The organism is Hymenobacter negativus, assembly GCF_017571495.1.
In the GTDB taxonomy this organism is placed as follows: domain Bacteria; phylum Bacteroidota; class Bacteroidia; order Cytophagales; family Hymenobacteraceae; genus Hymenobacter; species Hymenobacter negativus.
The window spans coordinates 30,499-50,218 of record NZ_JAGETZ010000006.1; the positions used below are offsets into that span (position 1 = coordinate 30,499).

Genomic DNA, 19,720 nt, shown 5'->3' on the forward strand with positions numbered 1-19,720 from the left:
AACCTCAATATTTTGGTGTCATTTTTATGGTATATTGAATTGTTATTCAATGCTATGAGGATGTAGCAGATTAATATTTTTGATACTCCTGTTTGACAAATTCCAGTCGGTGGGGGGGAGGTATAGTTTTGCCACTGTTCCCACCCCAAACGATTGCTGCCGCCGCTGAAAATGTACATTCGGCGTAGCGGCAGAACAGCGGAGGGGAGGAAGCCCGAATGGAAGCCAGATGGTACCGTTCGGGCTCCAAAATTTTTGCAACTCACCAAAAATCCCACCCATGCTGCACTTGTTACCGCCGCTATTACCTCCCCATTTTCTTCGGAAATCCTTGCTCACTTCGGTGCTGGGAGGCCTTGTTATAAGCACCGCCGTGGCGCACCCGGCCGGCCCAGCCACACGACTTGCCACCCGCGCAGTGGCCGGCGGCACCGTGACGGGCCGCGTAGTGGACGCCAAGGGCGAAGGCATCCCCGGCGTCACGGTTATTGTGGAGGGCACCACGCTGGGAGCTTCCACCGATGCCTCCGGGGCGTATTCTATTACTAATGTGCCGGCTGGGGCGCGTACGCTGGTTTTTTCCTCTATTGGACTGAATTCCAGTCGAGTGGCAGTGACCGTGGGCGACGGGCAAACGGCTACTGTGGCCGCCACCACGCTGACTGAAAACGCTACTGCCCTGAACGAGGCAGTGATTGTGGGCTACGGCACCACCCGCCGTCAGGACCTGACCGGCTCCGTAACTACGGTGACCACCAAGGACTTTGTGAAAGGCCAGGTGACCTCGCCCGAGCAGCTGGTGCAGGGCAAGGTGGCCGGTGTGCAAATCACGACCAGCGGCGGGGCTCCCGGCGAGGTGAGCACCATCCGGGTGCGCGGCGGCTCGTCGCTGAATGCCAGCAACGACCCGCTCATCGTCATCGATGGAGTACCGGTAGACAACCAGGCTATTAACGGTGCGGGCAACGCACTGGCACTGGTGAACCCACAAGACATTGAGAGCTTTACGGTGCTGAAAGATGCTTCGGCCACCGCTATCTACGGCTCGCGGGCAGCTAACGGCGTCATCCTCATCACCACCAAAAAAGGGGTGGTCGGGGAGAAGATGCACGTTAACATCAGCTCGCAGGTGTCGCGGGCCACGAACTATGGCAAGGTGGACGTGCTGAGCGCCGACGCCTACCGCGTGCTGCTGAACAATGCCGTGGCCCAGGGCACCATTCCGGCCACCAACACGGCCTACCTGGGCACGGCCAATACCGACTGGCAGGACGCCATCTACAAAACGGCCTGGACCACCGACAACAGCGTGAGCCTGACTGGCAGCGTCAAGAACATGCCCTACCGCGTGTCGGTGGGCTACCTCAACCAGGACGGCACCCTGCGCACCGGCAACCTGAAGCGTAACTCAGCTTCCATTGGCCTCACACCAAAGCTGTTGGATAACCACTTGCGCATCGATATTAACGCCAAGGGCACCTGGGCCGACTACCGCTTTGCCGACCAGGGGGCTATTGGAGAGGCGGCGCGCTTCAATCCTACGCAGCCTATTTACGACAACGGCCCGAACGGGTTCAACGGCTACTTCGAGTGGCGCGACGGGGCCATTCCGAACACGCTGAGTGGTCGCAACCCGGTAGCCCGGCTCAACGACAAGCGCGACCGCAGCACGGTGCTGCGCAGCATCGGCAACGTGCAGTTTGACTATTCGCTGCATTTCCTGCCCGACCTGCACGCCAACCTGAACCTGGGCTACGACATCTCGCGCAGCGCTGGCACCGTGTTCATTCCGGCGGCCTCGGCCCTGGCTTTCGCTAATCAGGGGCAGAATACTTCTTACCGTCAGGAGAAGGACAACAAGCTGCTGGAAGCGTACCTGAACTACAGCAAACAGATTGGCGACCACCGCGTTGAGGCGCTGGCCGGCTACTCGTACCAGGACTTTTACACCTACTCGCCCTTCCGCTTTGCCTACAAGGCCGATGGCTCGCGGGTGAACCCGCTCACGCCGGCCGAAAACCCATTCAAGACGCAGTACACGCTGCTGTCGTACTACGGCCGGGTCAACTACAACTTCAAGGACCGGTACCTGTTCACGGGCACGCTGCGGGCCGATGCCTCGTCGCGCTTCAGCCCCGAGCAGCGCTGGGGCTACTTCCCGGCCGCTTCGGTGGCCTGGCGCATCAACAAGGAAAACTTCCTGGCCGAAGCCAAAACCCTGTCGGACCTGAAGCTGCGCCTGAGCTACGGCAGCACCGGCCAGCAGGACGTGTACGGTGTGGCCGGCGACTACCCTTACCTGGCCAAGTACAGCATCGGCTCGCCGACGGTGAGCCAGATTATCGGCACCGATACCATCCGCACCTTGCGGCCGGCGGCCTACGACCGCAACCTGAAATGGGAGCAAACCGCCACGTATGATGTGGGCCTGGATTTCGGCTTCTTCAACAACCGCCTGACGGGTACCGTGGACGTGTACCTGCGCAAAACCAAGGACTTGCTGGCCGTAATTCCAATTCCGGCGGGCAGCAACCTTTCCAACACGCTGCTCACCAACATCGGCAACCTCGAAAACCGGGGCTTGGAGTTGTCCTTGAACTACAACGTGTTGCAGGGCGACAAGCTGAATTGGTCGGTGAACGCCAACGCGACCTTCAACCGGGGCAAGATTACCAAGCTCTCGCAGGTGGAAGACCCGGCCTACCAGGGCACGCCCACCGGCGACATCAGCAACTTCCAGTTTGTGCAGGTGAACGCCGTAGGCTACGCGCCCAACACCTTCTTCCTGTACCAGCAGAAGTACGAGAATGGCAAGCCCTTGCAGGGCCCGACGGCCGCCCTCAGCCCGGTGCAGTACGTGGACCAGAACGGCGACGGCCTCATCAACGAGCGCGACAAAGTGTATGGCAAGAACCCCGCCCCGAAAGCCATTTTGGGCTTTAGCTCGAACCTGAGCTACGGCAAAGCCAGCCTGGCCTTCACGGTGCGCTCCAACATCGGCGGCTATGTGTATAACAACGTGGCCAGCGGCCAAAGCAACTACGCCGGCCTGAACACCGGTCTGAATTTCTCGAACAACGTGGTGCCCGCCATCTACGAAACTGGTTTCCGAAATGGCCAGCCGCTGAGCGACATTAACTTGGAAGACGGCACGTTTGTACGCCTCCAGAACGTGACGCTGGGCTACGATTTCGGCGAACTGCTGAAAGCCGGCACCACGCTACGCTTCACCCTGGCCGGCCAGAACCTGCTGCTGCTCACCAAGTACACCGGCCTTGACCCGGAGCGCGCCACGGGCATCGACAACAATTTCTATCCGCTGCCCCGCACCATCACGGCCGGCGTCAACATCGGCTTCTAGGCAATGTCATGCTGAGCGGGGTTGATGCGTCTCATATGCCACCAATTCAGTCGTGATAACGGCGCGCACGAACTGCCCCGGCTGCGCTTGGCATAACGTGCTGCCACCAGCCCAACATCCCCACCATTCCACCACTTCCCGATATGAATTCCCACCTTACCCTGCGCCGTGGCGGCCTGACCCTGGCCCTCGCTGCAGCCCTGCTTACCGGCGGCCTCACGGCTTGCAACAAAGACCTCGACCGCTCGCCGTTTTACGATTTGAACACCGAGTCGGTGTACCGCGACCCGGCCAACTACATCCAGGTGCTGGCTAAGTGCTATGCCGGCTTCAACCTCTCCGGTAACTCCGGCGCCCCCGACGTATTTGCCGGGCAGGGCAAGGACGAGGGCGAAACTTCCTACATGCGCGCCTACTGGTACCTGCAGGAACTGGTGACCGACGAAGCCGTGGTGGCCTGGAACAGCGGCCCGCTGCAGGAGCTGAACACCGGCACCTGGACGTCGAGCAACGACCTGATAAATAATAGCTACACCCGGATTTTCTACGAGGTGGCGCTGTGCAATGAGTTCATCCGCGAAACCAGCGACGACAAGCTCAGCACCCGCGGCATCTTGGGCACCGATGCCGATAAGGCCCGCCTCTACCGCGCCGAAGCCCGCTTCCTGCGTGCGCTGGCTTATTACCACGCCATCGATTTGTATGGCAACGTGCCCTTCGTGACCGAAGCCAACGCGCCCAGCAAGGACCTGCCCGCGCAAACCACCCGTGCCGCGCTGTTTGCCTACATCGAGTCGGAGCTGAAGGCCATCGAGCCCGTATTGCTGGCTGCCCACACTGCCCCCTACGGCCGCGCCGACCAGGGCGCCGCCTGGACGCTGCTGGCCAAGCTCTACCTGAATGCCGAAGTGTACACTGGCACCGACCACTACACCGACTGCCTCACCTACTGCAACAAGATTCTGGGCACGTCCAGCTACACGCTGGCCCCGGAATACCGCTTCCTGTTTCTGGCCGACAACAACCGGACGGCGGCTTCGGAAATCATCTTCCCCATCACCAGCGACGGCGTGGTTTCGCAGGTGTATGGCGGCACTACCTACCTGATACACGCCGCCGTGGGCGGCAACATGCTGGCCAGCGGCTTCGGCGTGAACAGTGGCTGGGCCGGCAACCGTACCCGCCGCAACCTGCCGCTGCTGTTCCCCACGCCGGCCAGCGGATTCGATACCCGGGCCATGTTTTTTACGAACGGCCAAAGCTTGGAAATCAACGACCTGACTATCTTCACTGAAGGCTATGGCGTGACCAAGTGGCGCAATAAAACCTCTACCGGTGCCAATGGCAACGACCCGCAGCTGATTTTTGCCGACACCGACTTTCCGCTCCTCCGCCTCGGCGATGTATACCTGATGTATGCCGAAGCCGTGCTGCGCGGCGGCACCGGCGGCAGCCAGGCCCAGGCCCTGACCTATGTGAACCACCTGCGCGACCGCGCCTACGGCAACACTGGCGGTGCCACCGACGGCCGCATCAGCGCCAGTGACCTCACCACCAGTTTCATTCTGGACGAGCGCGCCCGCGAGATGTATTGGGAAGGCACCCGCCGCACCGACCTGGTGCGCTTCGGCAAGTTCACCACGGGCTACAACTGGCCCTTCAAAGGCTACACCGGCGCCGGCGACACCAAAGCGGGCCACGACATCCAAACCACCCGCAACCTGTACCCGCTGCCTTCCACCGACCTCGTGGCCAACCCCACGCTGAAGCAGAACCCCGGCTACTAAGCATCTGCTCACGAATTACATACGGTTTGGGACTTAGTGCCTGGCGCTCAAGGTGGGAAATCGGGTGCAAGCCCGGTCCGGCACTGGTAATGCCGGGTTTTGAGTGGGCCAGGTACTAAGTCCGAAACTACCCATTCGGCAACGCACCAAACGGTGGCAGAGGCGGGGCTTGTGCTCGCCCGTCGTTGCCAAACAGTTAGTGAGATGGTCCAAACGTGTGGACAGGGGCAAGCCCTGCCTCTATGCGGCCATTCGCTTCTCATAAGAGTTTCAATTCCCACTCACTCCTTCATCCTTTCACTCATGAACAAAACGTTTACTCTGGCTCTGGTAACCGCTCTAACCGGCGGCGCGCTCAACGCCCAGGCGCAGATTACGCTCGATGGCGTTGTCAATGCCAATGAAATCGGTACGACGAGCGGGCAGTATGCCTCGCTGGGGGCTTTCACCACGGCGCATGTTGGTTCGGCGGGCTTTGGCAATGCCGGTCTGCTGCGCATGTACGGGGCCAACAGCCCCACCAAACTCTACATCGCATTGGCGGGCACCATCGAAGCCAGTGGCAACAACTTCCAGCTGTATATGGACTTGCCGAACCGTACTGGGGTGCCTGTGGGTACTGCTTTGCCCAGCATTGCGACCAATGCGACGGTGTTCGGCTCTTTTGTCGATAATAACGGCAACCCCCACAGCATTGGTGGCACCAAGCTGGAACTGGAAGCCGACGCGGCCATTGCCACCACCGGCAATCTGGACGTGCAGGCAGCCATTTATACCTCGACCGCGGGCGTGGCCAAGTCGCTGGGCGACGGCCTGAGCGCCACGGCCACCAACAACGGCCAGCCCAGCACCATCCCGCCGGCATCCACCACCGGCGTGTATAGCCTGTTTGCGGGCACTCGCGTGGCCTACCTGGCGTCGCCCACCGACATCACCGGCAACCCGGGCAATGCCAACGGCGGCGGGGCCGGCTCCTACGCCCTCGAATACGAGTTCAATCGCACTTCGCTGGGCCTGCCCTCGGGCGCGTCCATCGTGCGGGTGATGGCCGCCTACGTGAGCGGCGACGGATTTTGGTCGTCGGACGTGATTCCCGAAATTCCCGGCAACGGCAACAACAACCTGGGGTTCAACCCTGATTTCACAACCCTCGCCGGCAACCAGGCCGCTCCCTTAAACGTGGTAGTGACCAGCGCCCGCCAAGCCGACGCCGCCGTGGTGGCCATGAGCGTGTTTCCGAACCCCGTGCAGGGCGAATCGACGATTTCCTACCAAGTGCTGGGCAGCCAGAACGTGGCCGTGCGCATCACCGATTTGCTGGGCCGTGAGGTAAGCACCTTGCTGAACGCCAAGCAGAGCGCCGGCTTTCACGAACTGCGGGTTTCCGGCGACGCTCTGACGCCCGGCCTGTACCTGGCGAAGGTGCAGGTAGGCGACAAAGTTGCGACCCGCCGCCTGGAAGTAACTCGCTAGTTCTTCACTTTCTGATTATCGGGTTGGGCCAACGAGGCCCGGCCCGCTGGTCATTTCTCTATGAAAAAAAACGCTTTATCTTCCTTCCTAACGCTGCTGGCCGGGTTGGCTTGTACGGGCTCTGCCCTGGCCCAAACCGCCCCGAAGGCTGCCTACAAAGACCCCGCGCCGTATGGTAAGCCCTTTGCCGGCGTGCCCGATGGCCGGAACGCAACCATCTACCAGGTCAACATGCGGGGCTTTAGCAAGGAAGGCACTTTCAAGGCCGTCACGGCCCGGCTCGATTCGGTTAAGGCCCTGGGGGCGAATGTGGTGTATCTGATGCCCATCTTCCCCATCGGCAAGCTGCGGGCCGTCGATTCGCCCTTTGCCGTGCAGAATTACACGGCTGTCAATCCGGAATTTGGTAGCCTCAGCGACCTGCGCACGCTAATTGACGCCGCCCACGCCCGTGGCTTGGCCGTAATACTCGACTGGGTGGGCAACCACACCAGCTTCGACCACGCCTGGGTAACGCAGCATCCTGACTGGTATGTGCACGACGCAGCCGGCAATATCGTGAACCCCATCCCCGATTGGAAAGATATTGCCCAGCTCAATTGGGCCAAGCCCGAGGTACACACGGCTATGATTCAGGCCCTGCGCTACTGGGTGTTCGCGGCCAACATCGACGGCTACCGCTTCGACTACGCCGACGGCCCAAGCCAGGAGTTCTTTACCGAAGCCCTGGCCAACCTGCGCGCCATTCCCGGCCACAAGCTGCTGATGCTGGCCGAGGGCGACAAAAAGAAATACTACCTGCAGGCCGGCTTCGACTTGTGCTACGACTTCGGTTTCATGAACACCATGAAGGGCGACATTTTCGCCAAAGGCAAAAGCGTCAAGCTCATCGACTCGGTGAACACCGCCAACTACCGCAACGCCCCGGCCAACGCCAGCATGGTGCGCTACACCTCCAACCACGACATCAACGCTTGGGACGGCACGCCGCAGCAGCTGTTCGGCGGCGAGCGGGGCATGATGGCGGCCTTCGTGGTGGCGGCCTACATGAAGGCCGTGCCCATGATTTACAACGGACAGGAGGTAGGGTATGCCGAGCGGGTACCCTTCATGGGCGCCCGCAAGCCCATCGCCTGGACGCCCAACCCAGCCCTGACCCGCGAATACAAGCAGCTTATCCGCTTCCGCAACGGCAGCAACGCCGTGCGCAACGGCACGCTGGCTTCCTACAGCACCGACGACGTGTGCGCCTTCACCAAAACCGATGGCAAAGAGCAAGTGCTGGTGCTGGCCAACCTGCGCAACGCCGCCGTGAACTACCCCGTGCCTGCCAGCGTAGGCAGTGCGGGCTGGCGCAATGCCTACGACGGCAAACCCGCCGCGCTGACCAACCTGACGCTACAGCCCTATCAGTATCTAATTTTGAAGAAATAGCCGCCTGTTTTGCCTGACGCGGGTCGCCTCACCCCCTGACCCCCTCTCCCTCGGAGAGAGGGCAATGGAAATGCACCTGTCGAAAATCGTTAGGCTTCCCTCTCCGCGGGAGATGGACCGGGGGTGAGGGCGGAATGAGCAATGCGAATTCCTAAACAACTATAAGAACAGGGCCGATACCTACGAATGAAGCGAAACATATTATTAGCCTTGCTGGTGCTCCCGGCCACCTACCGTGCCCAGGCGCAAGCCGCCGCACCCCTGACCGCTCATCTCGACAAAGTCAGCCTGACGGTGACGCTGGGGCCGGATGGCCGCCCCGCCTACGCCGTTTCTTATGGTCCGAAAACCGTCCTCAAGCCCTCTCGCCTGGGTATGTCTTTTGCCGATGGCAAGGGCTTCGATGGTCCGCTGGTACTCGCCGGCAGCGAAACCAAGGACGTGGACGAAACCTGGCAGCCAGTGTGGGGCGAAGTAAAGGACATTCGCAACCATTACCAGCAGCTCACGGTGCACCTGCGCCAACCCGCCGCCGACGGCCGCAAGCTGGACGTGGTGTTCCGGGTATTTGCCGATGGAGTGGGCTTTCGTTACGAGTTTCCGCGCCAGTCCGGGCTGCAGTATTTCACGGTGCAGGACGAGTTCACGGAGTTCAACCTGCCGGCCAACCACAAGGCCTTCTGGATTCCGGGCGACTACGACTCGAACGAGTACGCCTACACCACCAGCCGCGTGAGCGAGGTAAACACCACACCCATCAAGGCTATTCAGCTGAAGGCACCGGCCAACCGCATCCAGACGCCGCTGATGCTGAAATCGGACGACGGCCTGTACGTCAACATCCACGAGGCGGCGCTGGTGAACTACCCGGCCATGTTCCTGAACGTGGACACCAAAACCTTCGGCCTGAGCAGCCAGCTGGTGCCCGATGCCACCGGCACCGGCGCCAAAGCCTACTTGCAGGCCCCTGAGCACACGCCCTGGCGCACCATCGTGGTGAGCGACAAGGCGCCCGAGGTGCTGGCCAGCAAGCTCATTCTAAACCTGAACGAACCCAGCAAAATTGCTGACCCGAGCTGGATTAAGCCCCAGAAATTTGTGGGCGTGTGGTGGGAAATGCAGGTGAGCCGCGGCTCCTGGAACTACGCCGATACCTTCAACATCAAGCTGGCCGGCACCGACTGGAGCAAGCTCAAGCCCAACGGCCGCCACATGGCCAACACCGCCCACGTGAAGGAATACATCGACTTTGCGGCTGCGCACCACATCACCGGCGTACTGGTGGAGGGCTGGAACGTGGGCTGGGAAGACTGGGCCAATAACTGGAAGGAAGAAGTGTTCGACTTCGTGACGCCCTATCCCGATTTTGACGTGGACGAGCTGCAGCGCTACGCCGCCAGCAAGGGCGTCAACATCATCATGCACCACGAAACCAGCAGCTCCGTCACCAACTACGAGCGCCGCCAGGATGCTGCCTACCGCTTCATGAAACAGCACGGCTATACCTCCGTCAAGACCGGCTACGTGGGCCGCATTATCCCGCGCGGCGAGCACCACGACGGCCAGTGGATGGCCAACCACTACGTGCGCACCGCTCAAAAAACGGCCGACAACCAGATAATGGTGGACATGCACGAGGCCGTGCGTCCCACCGGCCTGCACCGCACCTACCCCAACTGGCTAGCCTGCGAGTCGGCCCGCGGCAACGAGTTTAACGCCTTCAGTGAGGGCAATATGCCCGAGCACGAAACCATTCTGCCCTTCACCCGCATGATGGGCGGCCCGATGGATTACACGCCGGGCATCTTCAAAATCCAGGGCTTCGCCGATGCCAAGCTCAAGCGTCAGGTGCACACCACCCTGGCCAAGCAGCTGGCCCTTTACGTGACGATGTACTCGCCCCTGCAAATGGCCGCCGACCTGCCCGAAAACTACCAGCCGCACCTCGATGCCTTCAAATTCATCGAAGACGTGCCCGTGGACTGGGACGACACCCGCATCCTGGCCGCCGAGCCCGGCGACTACCTCACCACCGTGCGCAAAGCCAAGGGCCGCGACGAGTGGTACCTCGGCAGCATTACTGACGAAAACGCCCGGCAGCAGCCCCTCAAGCTGGACTTTCTGACGCCCGGCCAGCGCTACGAGGCCACCATCTACGCCGACGGCAAAGGGGCCAGCTGGGATAAAAACCCCACCGCTTACCGCATCACCAGGCAAGTGGTGACCAGCAAGTCGGCGCTCACGCTGCAGCTGGCAGCCGGGGGTGGCGCGGCGGTCAGCTTCAAGCCCGTGAAGTAGGAAGGACATTCACTCCCGCCTTTCTGGGAGAGGGGCAGCTGTGACAAGATGGGAAATTGCTTGATGCCCCCGCTGCGGGGAGGGATTGCTGCGTGGTAAAGTGTAATGCAAAGCAAGGATGTAACAGTCTGAATTTAAAAACATTAACCACTAAAAACATGCTCTTTTACAATAACGCCTTCAAAAAAGGCTTGGCTTTGGCAGTGTCCCTAAGCCTGCTGGCTGCTTGCAAGAAAGACTCGCCAGCCGCGCCCGACCCTATCATCCCGCCGGTGGTCACCACAACCACGCCGCCGCAGTACGGCACGCCCTTCGCCGGGGTGCCCAACCGGGAGGATGCCGTGGTGTATCAAGTGAACATCCGGGCCTTTAGCCAGGCGGGCAACCTGGCGGGCGTCACGGCCCGGCTCGATTCCATCAAGGCCGTTGGCGCGAACGTGCTGTACCTGATGCCGATTTACCCGATTGGGACCAATAGTCGGTCGTCGAACTCGCCCTACGCAGTGAAGGACTACCGCGCCGTAAACCCCGAGTTTGGCAGCCTCGCCGACCTGCGCACGCTGGTAGACGCCGCCCACGCCCGAAATATGGCCGTGATGTTGGACTGGGTGGCCAACCATACCAGCTGGGACAACGCCTGGATAACGGCCCACCCCGACTGGTACCAGAAAGACGGGGCCGGGGGCATCCAGAGCCCGCCCAACACTACGTTTACCGATGTGGCGCAGCTCAATTTCACTAACGCGGCCATGCGCCTGGAAATGATTTCGGCCATGAAGTCGTGGGTGTTTACCGCCAACGTCGACGGGTTTCGCTGTGACTACGCCGATGCCCCTGATATCGCCGCTACCGATTTCTGGAAGCAAGCCGTGGACACCCTGCGCAGCGTGCGCACCCACAAGCTGCTGCTGCTGGCAGAAGGCACCCGCGCCAGCAATTTCGCCTCGGGCTTCGACTACAACTTCGGCTTCAACTTCTACGGCAGCATCTACCAGGTGTATAAGAACGGCCAGTCGGCGACCACTTTCGACGCCCTCAATACCAGTGAGTTCGCCAGCGCTACCGGCACGCAAAGCGTCGTGCGCTACATCACCAACCACGACGTGAACGGTTCCGACGGCACCCCTGTCGCACTGTTTGGCGGCGATGCCGGGGCCATGTCAGCGTTTGTGGTTGCCGCCCTCTACAAGGGCATTCCCTTCATTTACAACGGGCAGGAGGCTGGCATGAGCACGGCTATTACCTTCCCCTTCACCACCGTAAAGGTGCAGTGGGGCACGAAACCTGCCGTGACCCGTGCCTACAAGCAGCTGATGGCCGCCCGCGCCGCCAGCCCAGCCCTACAGCACGGCACGCCCACTGCCTACAGCACCGCCAACGTGTGCGCCTTCACCAAGGCGGCCGGCTCCGACCGGGCCTTCGTGCTGGCGAACGTGCGCAACTCGGTCCAACCCTTCGCCGTGCCCGCCGCCCTGCAGGGTGCCTGGACCAATGCCCTGACCGGCAGTTCAGTCACCGTTGGCGCTTCGGTTGCGCTGCCCGCCTACGGCTACCTGGTGCTAAAAAAATAGCCCGGCGCCGGTGCACACGCCCTAGCTGGCCTTATCCCCCGAAGCATTTTGCTAAGGCGGGATAAGGCCAGCTTTTTTGTGTCCGGCTTTTAGGCAGCTGGCCTCTTGTCGTCAATGCTTAATCATTACGCCTCAAATTATGCCTGCTTATCCGCATTGCCGCGGCTATAGCGCTTCGTGAGGTGCGGCCGCAGGAAAGGCGCTTTTCAGGCAACTTTTTCTCCACTATCACCGAGTTGAGCAAAGCAAGCGCTTTGCAGCGGCTGCGGCATTCCCACCCACTTCTTCTATACCTCGTTCGCATGAAATACGCGTTACTGTTCCTTCTGGGCCTGGGTGCTGCCGGGGCCGCCCATGCGCAAGCGCCCGCGCCTGCTGCCACCGCCGCTTCCGAGCCGACAGCGGCCATGCTCCAGCGCTACACTACCGCCGGCGGGCAAACCACCTTCTTCTCCACCGCGCCGCTCGAAGACATTGAGGCCCTGAACTCCCGCGTGGCCGCCATTTTCGATTTGAGCAACGGCCAGCTGGCGTTTTCCATGCTGATGAAGGACTTCCAGTTCAAAAACTCGCTGATGCAGGAGCATTTCAACGAGAACTACGCCGAGAGCGACAAGTACCCCCGCGCCCGCTTTACCGGCACGCTCGTGACCATGCCCACCGAGGCACAGCTGCGCAGCGGCCCCCAGCCGGTGTATGTGCAGGGTTTGCTCACCATCCACAATGTGAAGCGCAAAGTGCGCGTGCCCGGCACCCTGCAGCTACGCGGCAATGACCTGGTGGTAACCTCCAAGTTCGCTGTAGCGCCGGCCGACTACAAAATCAAAATCCCCGCCCTGGTGCGCAACAACATCGCCAAAAGCATCGATGTGAGCGTGATTCTAAGCTGCCAGCCTGGCCCCGCCGGCACGGCAAGCATCGCTAAGTAACGCAGCGTTATTCCAAAAATGAAGGCCCGCCCTGCGCTTGCAGCGGCGGGCTTTCTTGTGCGCCAAACACGAAACCAGCGCCGCCCGCCGTTGCAGAAGCTATGACCAAACTTCGATGCTTCTTGCAGTGGCTGCGGCCGCACATGCCTTATATCAACATTGCCTTAGCCGGCACGGCCTATTGGGCCAATGAGTATTGGTTTCAGGGATTCTGCCAGCCGGTGGAATGGGCGGCATGGGTGCTGGCCGTGAGTACGGCGGCTTTTCTGCTGTGGCCATTTGCGAAGCGCATTCCGGTGCTGAATTACCTGATGCTCTTTCTAATGGGTATGCATTTTACGGTGTGCGTGTATTGCGCGCTGTTCATTAATCCCATGCAGCTGTTAAGCATGCTGCTGTTCTTCTTTCTGGTGTTTCCATTGCTGCTTTGGGTGCCGGTGGTGTTTGCAGTGCAGGCGCTGAACCGGACAATGGTCAGTGCGCTTCCTGGAGCGCGCTGGATTTTTGGCGCCGGGGCGATGCTGTTGATATTGCCCCAACTGTGGGTGGAGAAACAGTTCCGGGAGGTAGAAGCGGCGGTGGCCAGCCTACCCGCTGCTGAACGGCACAAACCTTCGGCCCTGGCCCGAGTGGTGCCGCGCAGCTACGCGGCGGAACGATTAGCCGGCGCTTACTTTAAGTATCACAACTACCCCGAATTCATTCTCGATGGCTGGCGCCCGCCTCTACACGACCCGCTGATAAACGTAAGCCTTTGGGCGCGTGAGGCATCAGCATATGGCCCAAACCCGCTGAAAGTGATTTACTGGGATGCTGCTACTGACGCTCCGCACGGCTCCCTGAAAACGCAGGCCCTGTTCTACCACCTGCTGTTCCCAAACCGCCCTGTCAAGGCCGACTGTATCTGCAACCAGACCTATGACGGAGAGGGGTAATTCTTCTGGGAGCCGCAGTGGAACAGTCCAGTAGCAAGCCGCCGCGTACAGGAGGAACTGGCAAAACAGGAGATAATGAGAAAGTCGAAGGGAGCATTTAGAACGCACTTTCCTGAGGTAGACAGCACTGCCCGGCTAGAGAAGAGTGGCCATTCATTCAAGGCAAAGCCAGCTGCGGAAATGTGTAACCCGAACGGCAGCATCGTGAGTTTGGTCGGGATAAATAGCGGCACAATAAAAAACGGCTGTAGGACCCAACCTGGGGCGTTGTGGAAAACTTCTGAGGTTTTTCCTTGTCCTCCCCAAACACAACGGGTAATTTCAAGGATTGAATAACCCCGGAGGTCCACACTCCGCCACCCTCCAATCTACCCTTTCACAACTGACTGAACGACTTGCGGCGGGGGCTGCCCCTGCCGCGGGTTTTTGTATACAAAAAAATCCACACCAAAACACTACTGGTATGCTCGTAATTAAACGCGACGGACGCCGCGAATCCGTCAAGTTCGACAAGGTAACTGCCCGCATTGAGAAGCTGTGCTATGGCTTGCACATGGACTACGTGTCGCCGATTGAGGTGGCCAAGAAGGTGATTGACGGCATCTACGACGGCGTGACCACCGTGGAGCTTGACAACCTCGCCGCCGAAACCGCCGCTTCGCTCACCACCAAGCACCCGGACTACGCCATTCTGGCGGCCCGCATTGCGGTGAGCAACCTGCACAAGGTGACTTCTAAGTCCTTCTCGAGCACGATGAAGCGGCTGTATACTTACGAGGACCCCAAGAACGGCGACAACGCTTCGCTGCTGGCCACCGACGTGTGGGAGGTGATTCATAAGAATGCCGCTACGCTGGACTCGGCCATTATTTATGACCGGGACTACAACTACGACTTCTTCGGCTTCAAGACGCTGGAACGCTCGTACCTGCTGCGCCTGGAGGGCAAGGTGGTGGAGCGGCCCCAGCACATGCTGATGCGCGTGTCGGTGGGCATCCACAAGGATGACATTGAGTCGGTTATTAAGACCTACAACTTGCTGAGCGAGCGGTGGTTTACGCACGCCACGCCCACGCTGTTCAACGCGGGCACGCCGAAGCCGCAGATGTCGAGCTGCTTCCTGCTCACGATGAAGGACGACTCCATCGACGGCATTTATGACACGCTGAAGAACTGCGCGTTGATTTCGCAATCTGCCGGCGGCATCGGGCTGTCGGTGAGCAACGTGCGGGCCACGGGCTCCTACATCAAGGGCACGAATGGCAACTCGAACGGGCTGGTGCCCATGCTGAAGGTGTTCAACGACACGGCCCGCTACGTGGACCAGGGCGGTGGCAAGCGCAAGGGCGCGTTCGCCATTTACCTGGAGCCCTGGCACGCCGACGTGTTCGAGTTCCTCGACCTGAAGAAGAACCACGGCAAGGAGGAAATGCGCGCCCGCGACTTGTTTTATGCGCTGTGGACGCCCGACTTGTTCATGAAGCGCGTGGAGGAAAACGGCGACTGGACGCTGATGTGCCCCCACGAGTGCCCCGGTCTGGAAAACTCCTGGGGCCCGGAGTTCGAGAAGCTCTACATGAAGTACGAGAAGGAGGGCCGCGGCCGCCGCACCATCAAGGCGCAGGAGCTGTGGTTTGCCATCCTGGAAAGCCAGACGGAGACGGGCACGCCCTACATGCTGTTCAAGGACGCGGCCAACGGCAAGAGCAACCAGCAAAACCTGGGCACGATTAAGAGCTCGAACCTGTGCACCGAGATTATTGAGTACACCGACGCCGACGAAATTGCGGTGTGCAACCTGGCTTCGCTGGCGCTGCCCCGCTACCTGGTGACCGACGCCCAGGGCAACACCACCTTCGACCACCAGAAGCTGTACGAGGTGACCTACCAGGCCACGGTGAACCTGAACAAGGTGATTGACGTGAACTACTACCCGGTGCCCGAAACGCAGAAGTCGAACTTCCGCCACCGCCCCATCGGGCTGGGCGTGCAGGGCCTGGCCGACACGTTCATTGCCCTGCGCATGCCCTTCGAGAGTGACGAAGCCTCGGGCCTGAACAAGGACATCTTCGAAACCATCTACTTCGCGGCCATGACGGCCTCGAAGGACCTCGCCATCAAGGACGGGCACTACGAGACCTTCCCCGGCTCGCCCCTGAGCCAGGGCAAGTTCCAGTTCGACCTGTGGGGCGTGACGCCCGACTCGGGCCGCTGGGACTGGGAAAGCCTGCGCGCCGAGGTGGTGAAGCACGGCGCCCGCAACTCGCTGCTGGTGGCACCCATGCCCACGGCCAGCACCGCCCAGATTCTGGGCAACAACGAGTCGTTTGAGCCCTACACGAGCAACATTTACGTGCGGCGCGTGCTCAGCGGCGAGTTCATGGTGGTGAACAAGCACCTGCTGAAGGACCTGGTGGCCCTGGGCCTGTGGAACGACGCGATGAAGCAGGAAATCATCGCGGCCAACGGCTCGGTGCAGAACATCCAGCGCATTCCGCAGCACATCAAGGACCTGTACAAGACGGTGTGGGAGATTTCGCAGCGCCGCATCATCGACCAGGCCGCCGACCGCGGGGCCTACATCTGCCAGAGCCAGAGCCTGAACCTGCACGTGCAAAACGTGAACTTCGGCAAGCTCACCAGCATGCACTTCCACGCCTGGAAGCGCGGCCTGAAAACCGGCATGTACTACCTGCGCACCAAAGCCGCCGCCGACGCCATCAAGTTCACGGTGGAAAAGCAAGCCGCCGAAACCCTGGAGCCCCTGGCCCTGGTGGAGCAAAACCAGTCCGACATGGCCTGCTCCCTGGATAACCCGGACGCCTGCGAGGCCTGCGGGTCGTAGAGTTTAGGGTTGTTGAGTAACAAATCAGGTTAGCATTCCTAATCTACTCATCACCTCAAAAAGCCGCCTCCTAGTGAGGCGGCTTTTTGCTAACCGGCCTATAAATGAAAAGTATTCCCTATCAACAATTCGTCGCTTTGCTGAAGTTGCTTGGCTTGGTGCATGTGCGCACCGAGGCCAGCCACCAGCATTGGGACTTTCCGCCTGACGCAGGCAAGAAGCTGCTTCGGCACCTGATTATCCGCGATAAGGACAAGGATATTCCGGTTTTGCACATGCACACCAACCTGATGACGCTCGAACTCTCAGGCGTGGTGACGCGGGAGGAATTCAACCGGATGCTGGCGGAACAAGCGAATCCGAAAGCGGCCAAAGCGGCGGCCCGCAAACGCAAAGACAAGGAGTAACACCAATAAAAAAGCCCTGACCGTACTGGTCAGGGCTTTTTTATTGGGATGCTGGTCCCCTATTAAACAGGCAGCAATACTTCTTCGGTGAGGATGCGACGGCTACGGGAGGTGCGGTTGAGCAGCTCAATGGGCAAGCGCGGGGGCTCATACACGGGCTCGGGCTGCTTGAGTAAGCGCCACCCCAGCGCCAGCAGGAATTGGTCGAGGGTGCCGCGCTCAGCAGTGTCTTTGATGAAAATGGCCAGGGCATCTTCGAAAGCAGCGCGGGCTTCCTCTTCGGTGTCGCCATAGGACGAGACTTCCAGCGCGGGGCAATAGGCCACGTACTGGCCGCTGTCGTCGTCGAGGACGAGTAGGACCTCAATCTGGGCTTTGGCGAGGCGGCCGTGCGGGTCGGTGGTGAGAGTAGCCATAGAGAAATAGGAATAGGAACCGGGCCGGGGCCGGTTTAAGTAAAGCTAGTGCAAAGTACGCTACCGTGAACAACGAAGGGGGGCGGTTCTGTTCGCGACAACTTGCAAGGGCATGAAAGCCATGTATATTTGCTCAGCCTCCGCTATCAAGTTCACGGTGGAAAAGCAAGCCGCCGAAACCCTGGAGCCCCTGGCCCTGGTGGAGCAAAACCAGTCCGACATGGCCTGCTCCCTGGATAACCCGGACGCCTGCGAGGCCTGCGGGTCGTAAGGAATATTTAAGATATGTTCCCAAAAGAAAGGGCTGGCTATTTATAGCCAGCCCTTTCTTTTTAATTTTAAAATTCTATGACTAAACGTTTGATGCGTCCATTCTTCGTCGTGCCAATAGCTTTTACATCAATGATTCGATGCGTATAAAGACTTTCAGTGAATTTTGTTTCTTCTAAAGCTTCGGAGCCAGTAATTGAAATTCTTGGTTCAGAAACGTCTCCGTTCTCTGCTACAATTATTCCAGTGCCATTCCTAGTCTTGGTATTTAGGTTATAGATATATACTTTGTAGTCTTTCGGCTCATCATCAGTAATGCTGTCATCATCCTCAGTAAGCATGTCATCAATGATGCTAACCGTTTGTGCTAACTCAGCCTTAGACGAGTCCGTTACCTCCGCAATGAGTTCTGTGCTGTTCTGGCTCGTGATGCTAGTGAAGCTTAGAGAATCATAGCTTATGCCTATCGAGCTAGATGCTCTGACAATATTAGAAGCGGTGTTATGTACACAGTCTTTGATAGTTTGTTGTAGGTTTTCATTGTCTACAGCAATTCCTAAATCTGTATACACTTGCTTGGCCTTGTCAACAAGGCTTTGGAAAAGAGGAGGGATTGTTTCAGCAGAATACAGCTCAACTGCTTCAATATGGAGAGTCTTGATAATGTATTCTATGATGTAGTTCTGATATGCGGCGAAAGGCGATTCATGAAAAAATAAATCGGACTTATTCGGCACAATACTGACTTCAAAATTCATTTGGACACTTCCTTCTGTAAGAGCAGATTGGAAAATGCTGACTTCTAAGTCTAATTCAGGCAGCTTATTTATCGTTTCAAATAGCATATCAGAACATGCTGCTTGAATCTCTAGAAGGTCTTTTGATAATGCATGGTATGAATCTGCTATTCCTCCCTCTAAGCTGATTTTGTATGATAAAGAAGACGTCTTTTTCTTTTTAGGATAAAAACTCTTCCTATGGGGGAAATAGTCCTTTGGAATGTTGTCTGCATTAATCAAGGAAACGCTTTGCGTTGCAGCGCTAGCTAAATCCTTCTTGATAAGAAAGGCGGTTTTAGCTACTTCGAAAATGTCTCGATAGCTAATCCTTCCTGCCACAAAGTCCAAATAGTCTATGTTCTTTATTATGAAATGCACATAATGTAGAACAGTCAGGTCGTCCTCATCTTCCTCAATAAATGAGCCGATGATGCGGGAACCATAGATATTCTTTCCTACATAAAGCACTGGATATTCGACGTGCAAAAGCATATCGAAATCAGAAACGATTTCAGCGAACTCAAGGCCAGAATCTAGAGGGTCGTGTTTGATTTCGTTAATCAGCATCGTCTTCCACTTCTAGTTTGGTTACAGATGGATTTTTGAAGCCACTGACATCGAACCCATCACATTTGAACAAGTCGTGATGACTATGATGGTCATCGTTTGGAGTGTGCTCGACAACTCCAACTTCTTCACTGATATTAAACTTGAAAAGAAACGTTTTGCTTTTAGCACTGAAAACAAGCCTTTGCTTATAGACTTCTATTATCTCATTTTCATCGTAGCCATCGAGCTTATTCATCGAAAAGCCTTTCAATGCGCAAAGGTCGCCGCATCCATCGAAGGGCAATTCTTTTCCAGCATTTTTATAACGCTCCCATTTAGATAGGAAGTCGCGACCCTTCGGATTATTGCTTCCGACTGAGCAGATGAATGTAGATGTTTCATCTAGACCAGCATTAGAAATGCACTCGCATTCAATGCCATCCTCTTTGAGTAATTCGAAGGTCATAAAACTGGCAGGGGTAGAGTTTGAAGGGGTGGCAAATGTATATGCCTAGGTGTTAGGAGTTCTGTTTAGAGCCATTGGACTTGCCCCAATGCTGATAATGCACACCAAATCTGGATAATAAATGCGGTTGGATATGCCGAAAACGCACTTTTACACGGCGACATTTTTTTGTAACCTTAGCTTCTCTCAGCCGCTGCGCG

General features: G+C 58.3%; 14 protein-coding genes. 11 read left to right on the top strand and 3 right to left on the bottom strand.

Annotated elements, in window-relative coordinates:
* Positions 1-280: 280 nt before the first annotated feature.
* From J4E00_RS14190 to J4E00_RS14235, 10 genes are all read left to right on the top strand, one after another.
* Positions 281-3,361, top strand: a complete 3,081-nt coding sequence (locus J4E00_RS14190; protein WP_208175838.1) for a SusC/RagA family TonB-linked outer membrane protein — start codon at positions 281-283, stop codon at positions 3,359-3,361.
* Positions 3,362-3,504: 143 nt separating this feature from the next.
* The gene (locus tag J4E00_RS14195; protein ID WP_208175839.1) at positions 3,505-5,148 is read left to right on the top strand and encodes a RagB/SusD family nutrient uptake outer membrane protein; all 1,644 of its coding nucleotides are present in this window, start codon (positions 3,505-3,507) and stop codon (positions 5,146-5,148) included.
* Between the two features lie 303 nt (positions 5,149-5,451).
* Complete coding sequence (locus J4E00_RS14200) at positions 5,452-6,621, top strand: T9SS type A sorting domain-containing protein (RefSeq protein ID WP_208175840.1); 1,170 nt, start codon at positions 5,452-5,454, stop codon at positions 6,619-6,621.
* Positions 6,622-6,681: 60 nt separating this feature from the next.
* Positions 6,682-8,055, top strand: coding sequence for an alpha-amylase family glycosyl hydrolase (locus tag J4E00_RS14205; protein WP_208175841.1), 1,374 nt, complete (start codon positions 6,682-6,684; stop codon positions 8,053-8,055).
* Between the two features lie 186 nt (positions 8,056-8,241).
* Positions 8,242-10,353 carry a glycoside hydrolase family 97 protein gene (locus J4E00_RS14210; RefSeq protein WP_208175842.1) on the top strand — a complete coding sequence of 704 codons (2,112 nt, stop codon included), beginning with the start codon at positions 8,242-8,244 and terminating at the stop codon, positions 10,351-10,353.
* Positions 10,354-10,511: 158 nt separating this feature from the next.
* The gene (locus J4E00_RS14215) at positions 10,512-11,924 is read left to right on the top strand and encodes an alpha-amylase family glycosyl hydrolase (protein ID WP_208175843.1); all 1,413 of its coding nucleotides are present in this window, start codon (positions 10,512-10,514) and stop codon (positions 11,922-11,924) included.
* Positions 11,925-12,226: 302 nt separating this feature from the next.
* Positions 12,227-12,853, top strand: coding sequence for a YceI family protein (locus J4E00_RS14220; protein WP_208175844.1), 627 nt, complete (start codon positions 12,227-12,229; stop codon positions 12,851-12,853).
* A 101-nt stretch (positions 12,854-12,954) separates the two neighbouring features.
* Positions 12,955-13,788 carry a hypothetical protein gene (locus tag J4E00_RS14225; protein ID WP_208175845.1) on the top strand — a complete coding sequence of 278 codons (834 nt, stop codon included), beginning with the start codon at positions 12,955-12,957 and terminating at the stop codon, positions 13,786-13,788.
* Between the two features lie 463 nt (positions 13,789-14,251).
* On the top strand, positions 14,252-16,633 hold the full coding sequence (locus tag J4E00_RS14230; protein WP_208175846.1) for a ribonucleoside-diphosphate reductase subunit alpha: 2,382 nt from the start codon (positions 14,252-14,254) through the stop codon (positions 16,631-16,633).
* Between the two features lie 104 nt (positions 16,634-16,737).
* On the top strand, positions 16,738-17,040 hold the full coding sequence (locus tag J4E00_RS14235; protein ID WP_208175847.1) for a hypothetical protein: 303 nt from the start codon (positions 16,738-16,740) through the stop codon (positions 17,038-17,040).
* Positions 17,041-17,102: 62 nt separating this feature from the next.
* On the opposite strand, the gene J4E00_RS14240 is transcribed toward J4E00_RS14235, so the two are convergent.
* The gene (locus tag J4E00_RS14240) at positions 17,103-17,456 is read right to left on the bottom strand and encodes a type II toxin-antitoxin system HicB family antitoxin (RefSeq protein WP_208175848.1); all 354 of its coding nucleotides are present in this window, start codon (positions 17,454-17,456) and stop codon (positions 17,103-17,105) included.
* A gap of 112 nt (positions 17,457-17,568) precedes the next feature.
* On the opposite strand from J4E00_RS14240, the gene J4E00_RS14245 reads away from it, so the two are divergent.
* Positions 17,569-17,727, top strand: coding sequence for a hypothetical protein (locus J4E00_RS14245; RefSeq protein WP_208175849.1), 159 nt, complete (start codon positions 17,569-17,571; stop codon positions 17,725-17,727).
* A gap of 67 nt (positions 17,728-17,794) precedes the next feature.
* Here the strand turns inward: J4E00_RS14245 and J4E00_RS14250 are convergent, their stop codons facing one another.
* Together J4E00_RS14250 and J4E00_RS14255 are read right to left on the bottom strand one after the other, a co-directional pair.
* Positions 17,795-19,072, bottom strand: a complete 1,278-nt coding sequence (locus J4E00_RS14250) for a hypothetical protein (protein WP_208175850.1) — start codon at positions 19,070-19,072, stop codon at positions 17,795-17,797.
* On the bottom strand, positions 19,062-19,520 hold the full coding sequence (locus tag J4E00_RS14255; RefSeq protein ID WP_208175851.1) for a hypothetical protein: 459 nt from the start codon (positions 19,518-19,520) through the stop codon (positions 19,062-19,064). The genes J4E00_RS14250 and J4E00_RS14255 overlap by 11 nt, the downstream gene beginning before the upstream one ends.
* Positions 19,521-19,720: the final 200 nt, after the last annotated feature.

Excerpts from the sequence above, each read along its gene's own strand:
- J4E00_RS14190 (WP_208175838.1), top strand. The coding sequence starts at position 281 with ATGCTGCACTTGTTACCGCCGCTATTACCTCCCCATTTTCTTCGGAAA.
- J4E00_RS14195 (WP_208175839.1), top strand. The coding sequence starts at position 3,505 with ATGAATTCCCACCTTACCCTGCGCCGTGGCGGCCTGACCCTGGCCCTC.
- J4E00_RS14200 (WP_208175840.1), top strand. The coding sequence starts at position 5,452 with ATGAACAAAACGTTTACTCTGGCTCTGGTAACCGCTCTAACCGGCGGC.
- J4E00_RS14205 (WP_208175841.1), top strand. The coding sequence starts at position 6,682 with ATGAAAAAAAACGCTTTATCTTCCTTCCTAACGCTGCTGGCCGGGTTG.
- J4E00_RS14210 (WP_208175842.1), top strand. The coding sequence starts at position 8,242 with ATGAAGCGAAACATATTATTAGCCTTGCTGGTGCTCCCGGCCACCTAC.
- J4E00_RS14215 (WP_208175843.1), top strand. The coding sequence starts at position 10,512 with ATGCTCTTTTACAATAACGCCTTCAAAAAAGGCTTGGCTTTGGCAGTG.
- J4E00_RS14220 (WP_208175844.1), top strand. The coding sequence starts at position 12,227 with ATGAAATACGCGTTACTGTTCCTTCTGGGCCTGGGTGCTGCCGGGGCC.
- J4E00_RS14225 (WP_208175845.1), top strand. The coding sequence starts at position 12,955 with ATGACCAAACTTCGATGCTTCTTGCAGTGGCTGCGGCCGCACATGCCT.
- J4E00_RS14230 (WP_208175846.1), top strand. The coding sequence starts at position 14,252 with ATGCTCGTAATTAAACGCGACGGACGCCGCGAATCCGTCAAGTTCGAC.
- J4E00_RS14235 (WP_208175847.1), top strand. The coding sequence starts at position 16,738 with ATGAAAAGTATTCCCTATCAACAATTCGTCGCTTTGCTGAAGTTGCTT.
- J4E00_RS14240 (WP_208175848.1), bottom strand. The coding sequence starts at position 17,456 with ATGGCTACTCTCACCACCGACCCGCACGGCCGCCTCGCCAAAGCCCAG.
- J4E00_RS14245 (WP_208175849.1), top strand. The coding sequence starts at position 17,569 with ATGAAAGCCATGTATATTTGCTCAGCCTCCGCTATCAAGTTCACGGTG.
- J4E00_RS14250 (WP_208175850.1), bottom strand. The coding sequence starts at position 19,072 with ATGCTGATTAACGAAATCAAACACGACCCTCTAGATTCTGGCCTTGAG.
- J4E00_RS14255 (WP_208175851.1), bottom strand. The coding sequence starts at position 19,520 with ATGACCTTCGAATTACTCAAAGAGGATGGCATTGAATGCGAGTGCATT.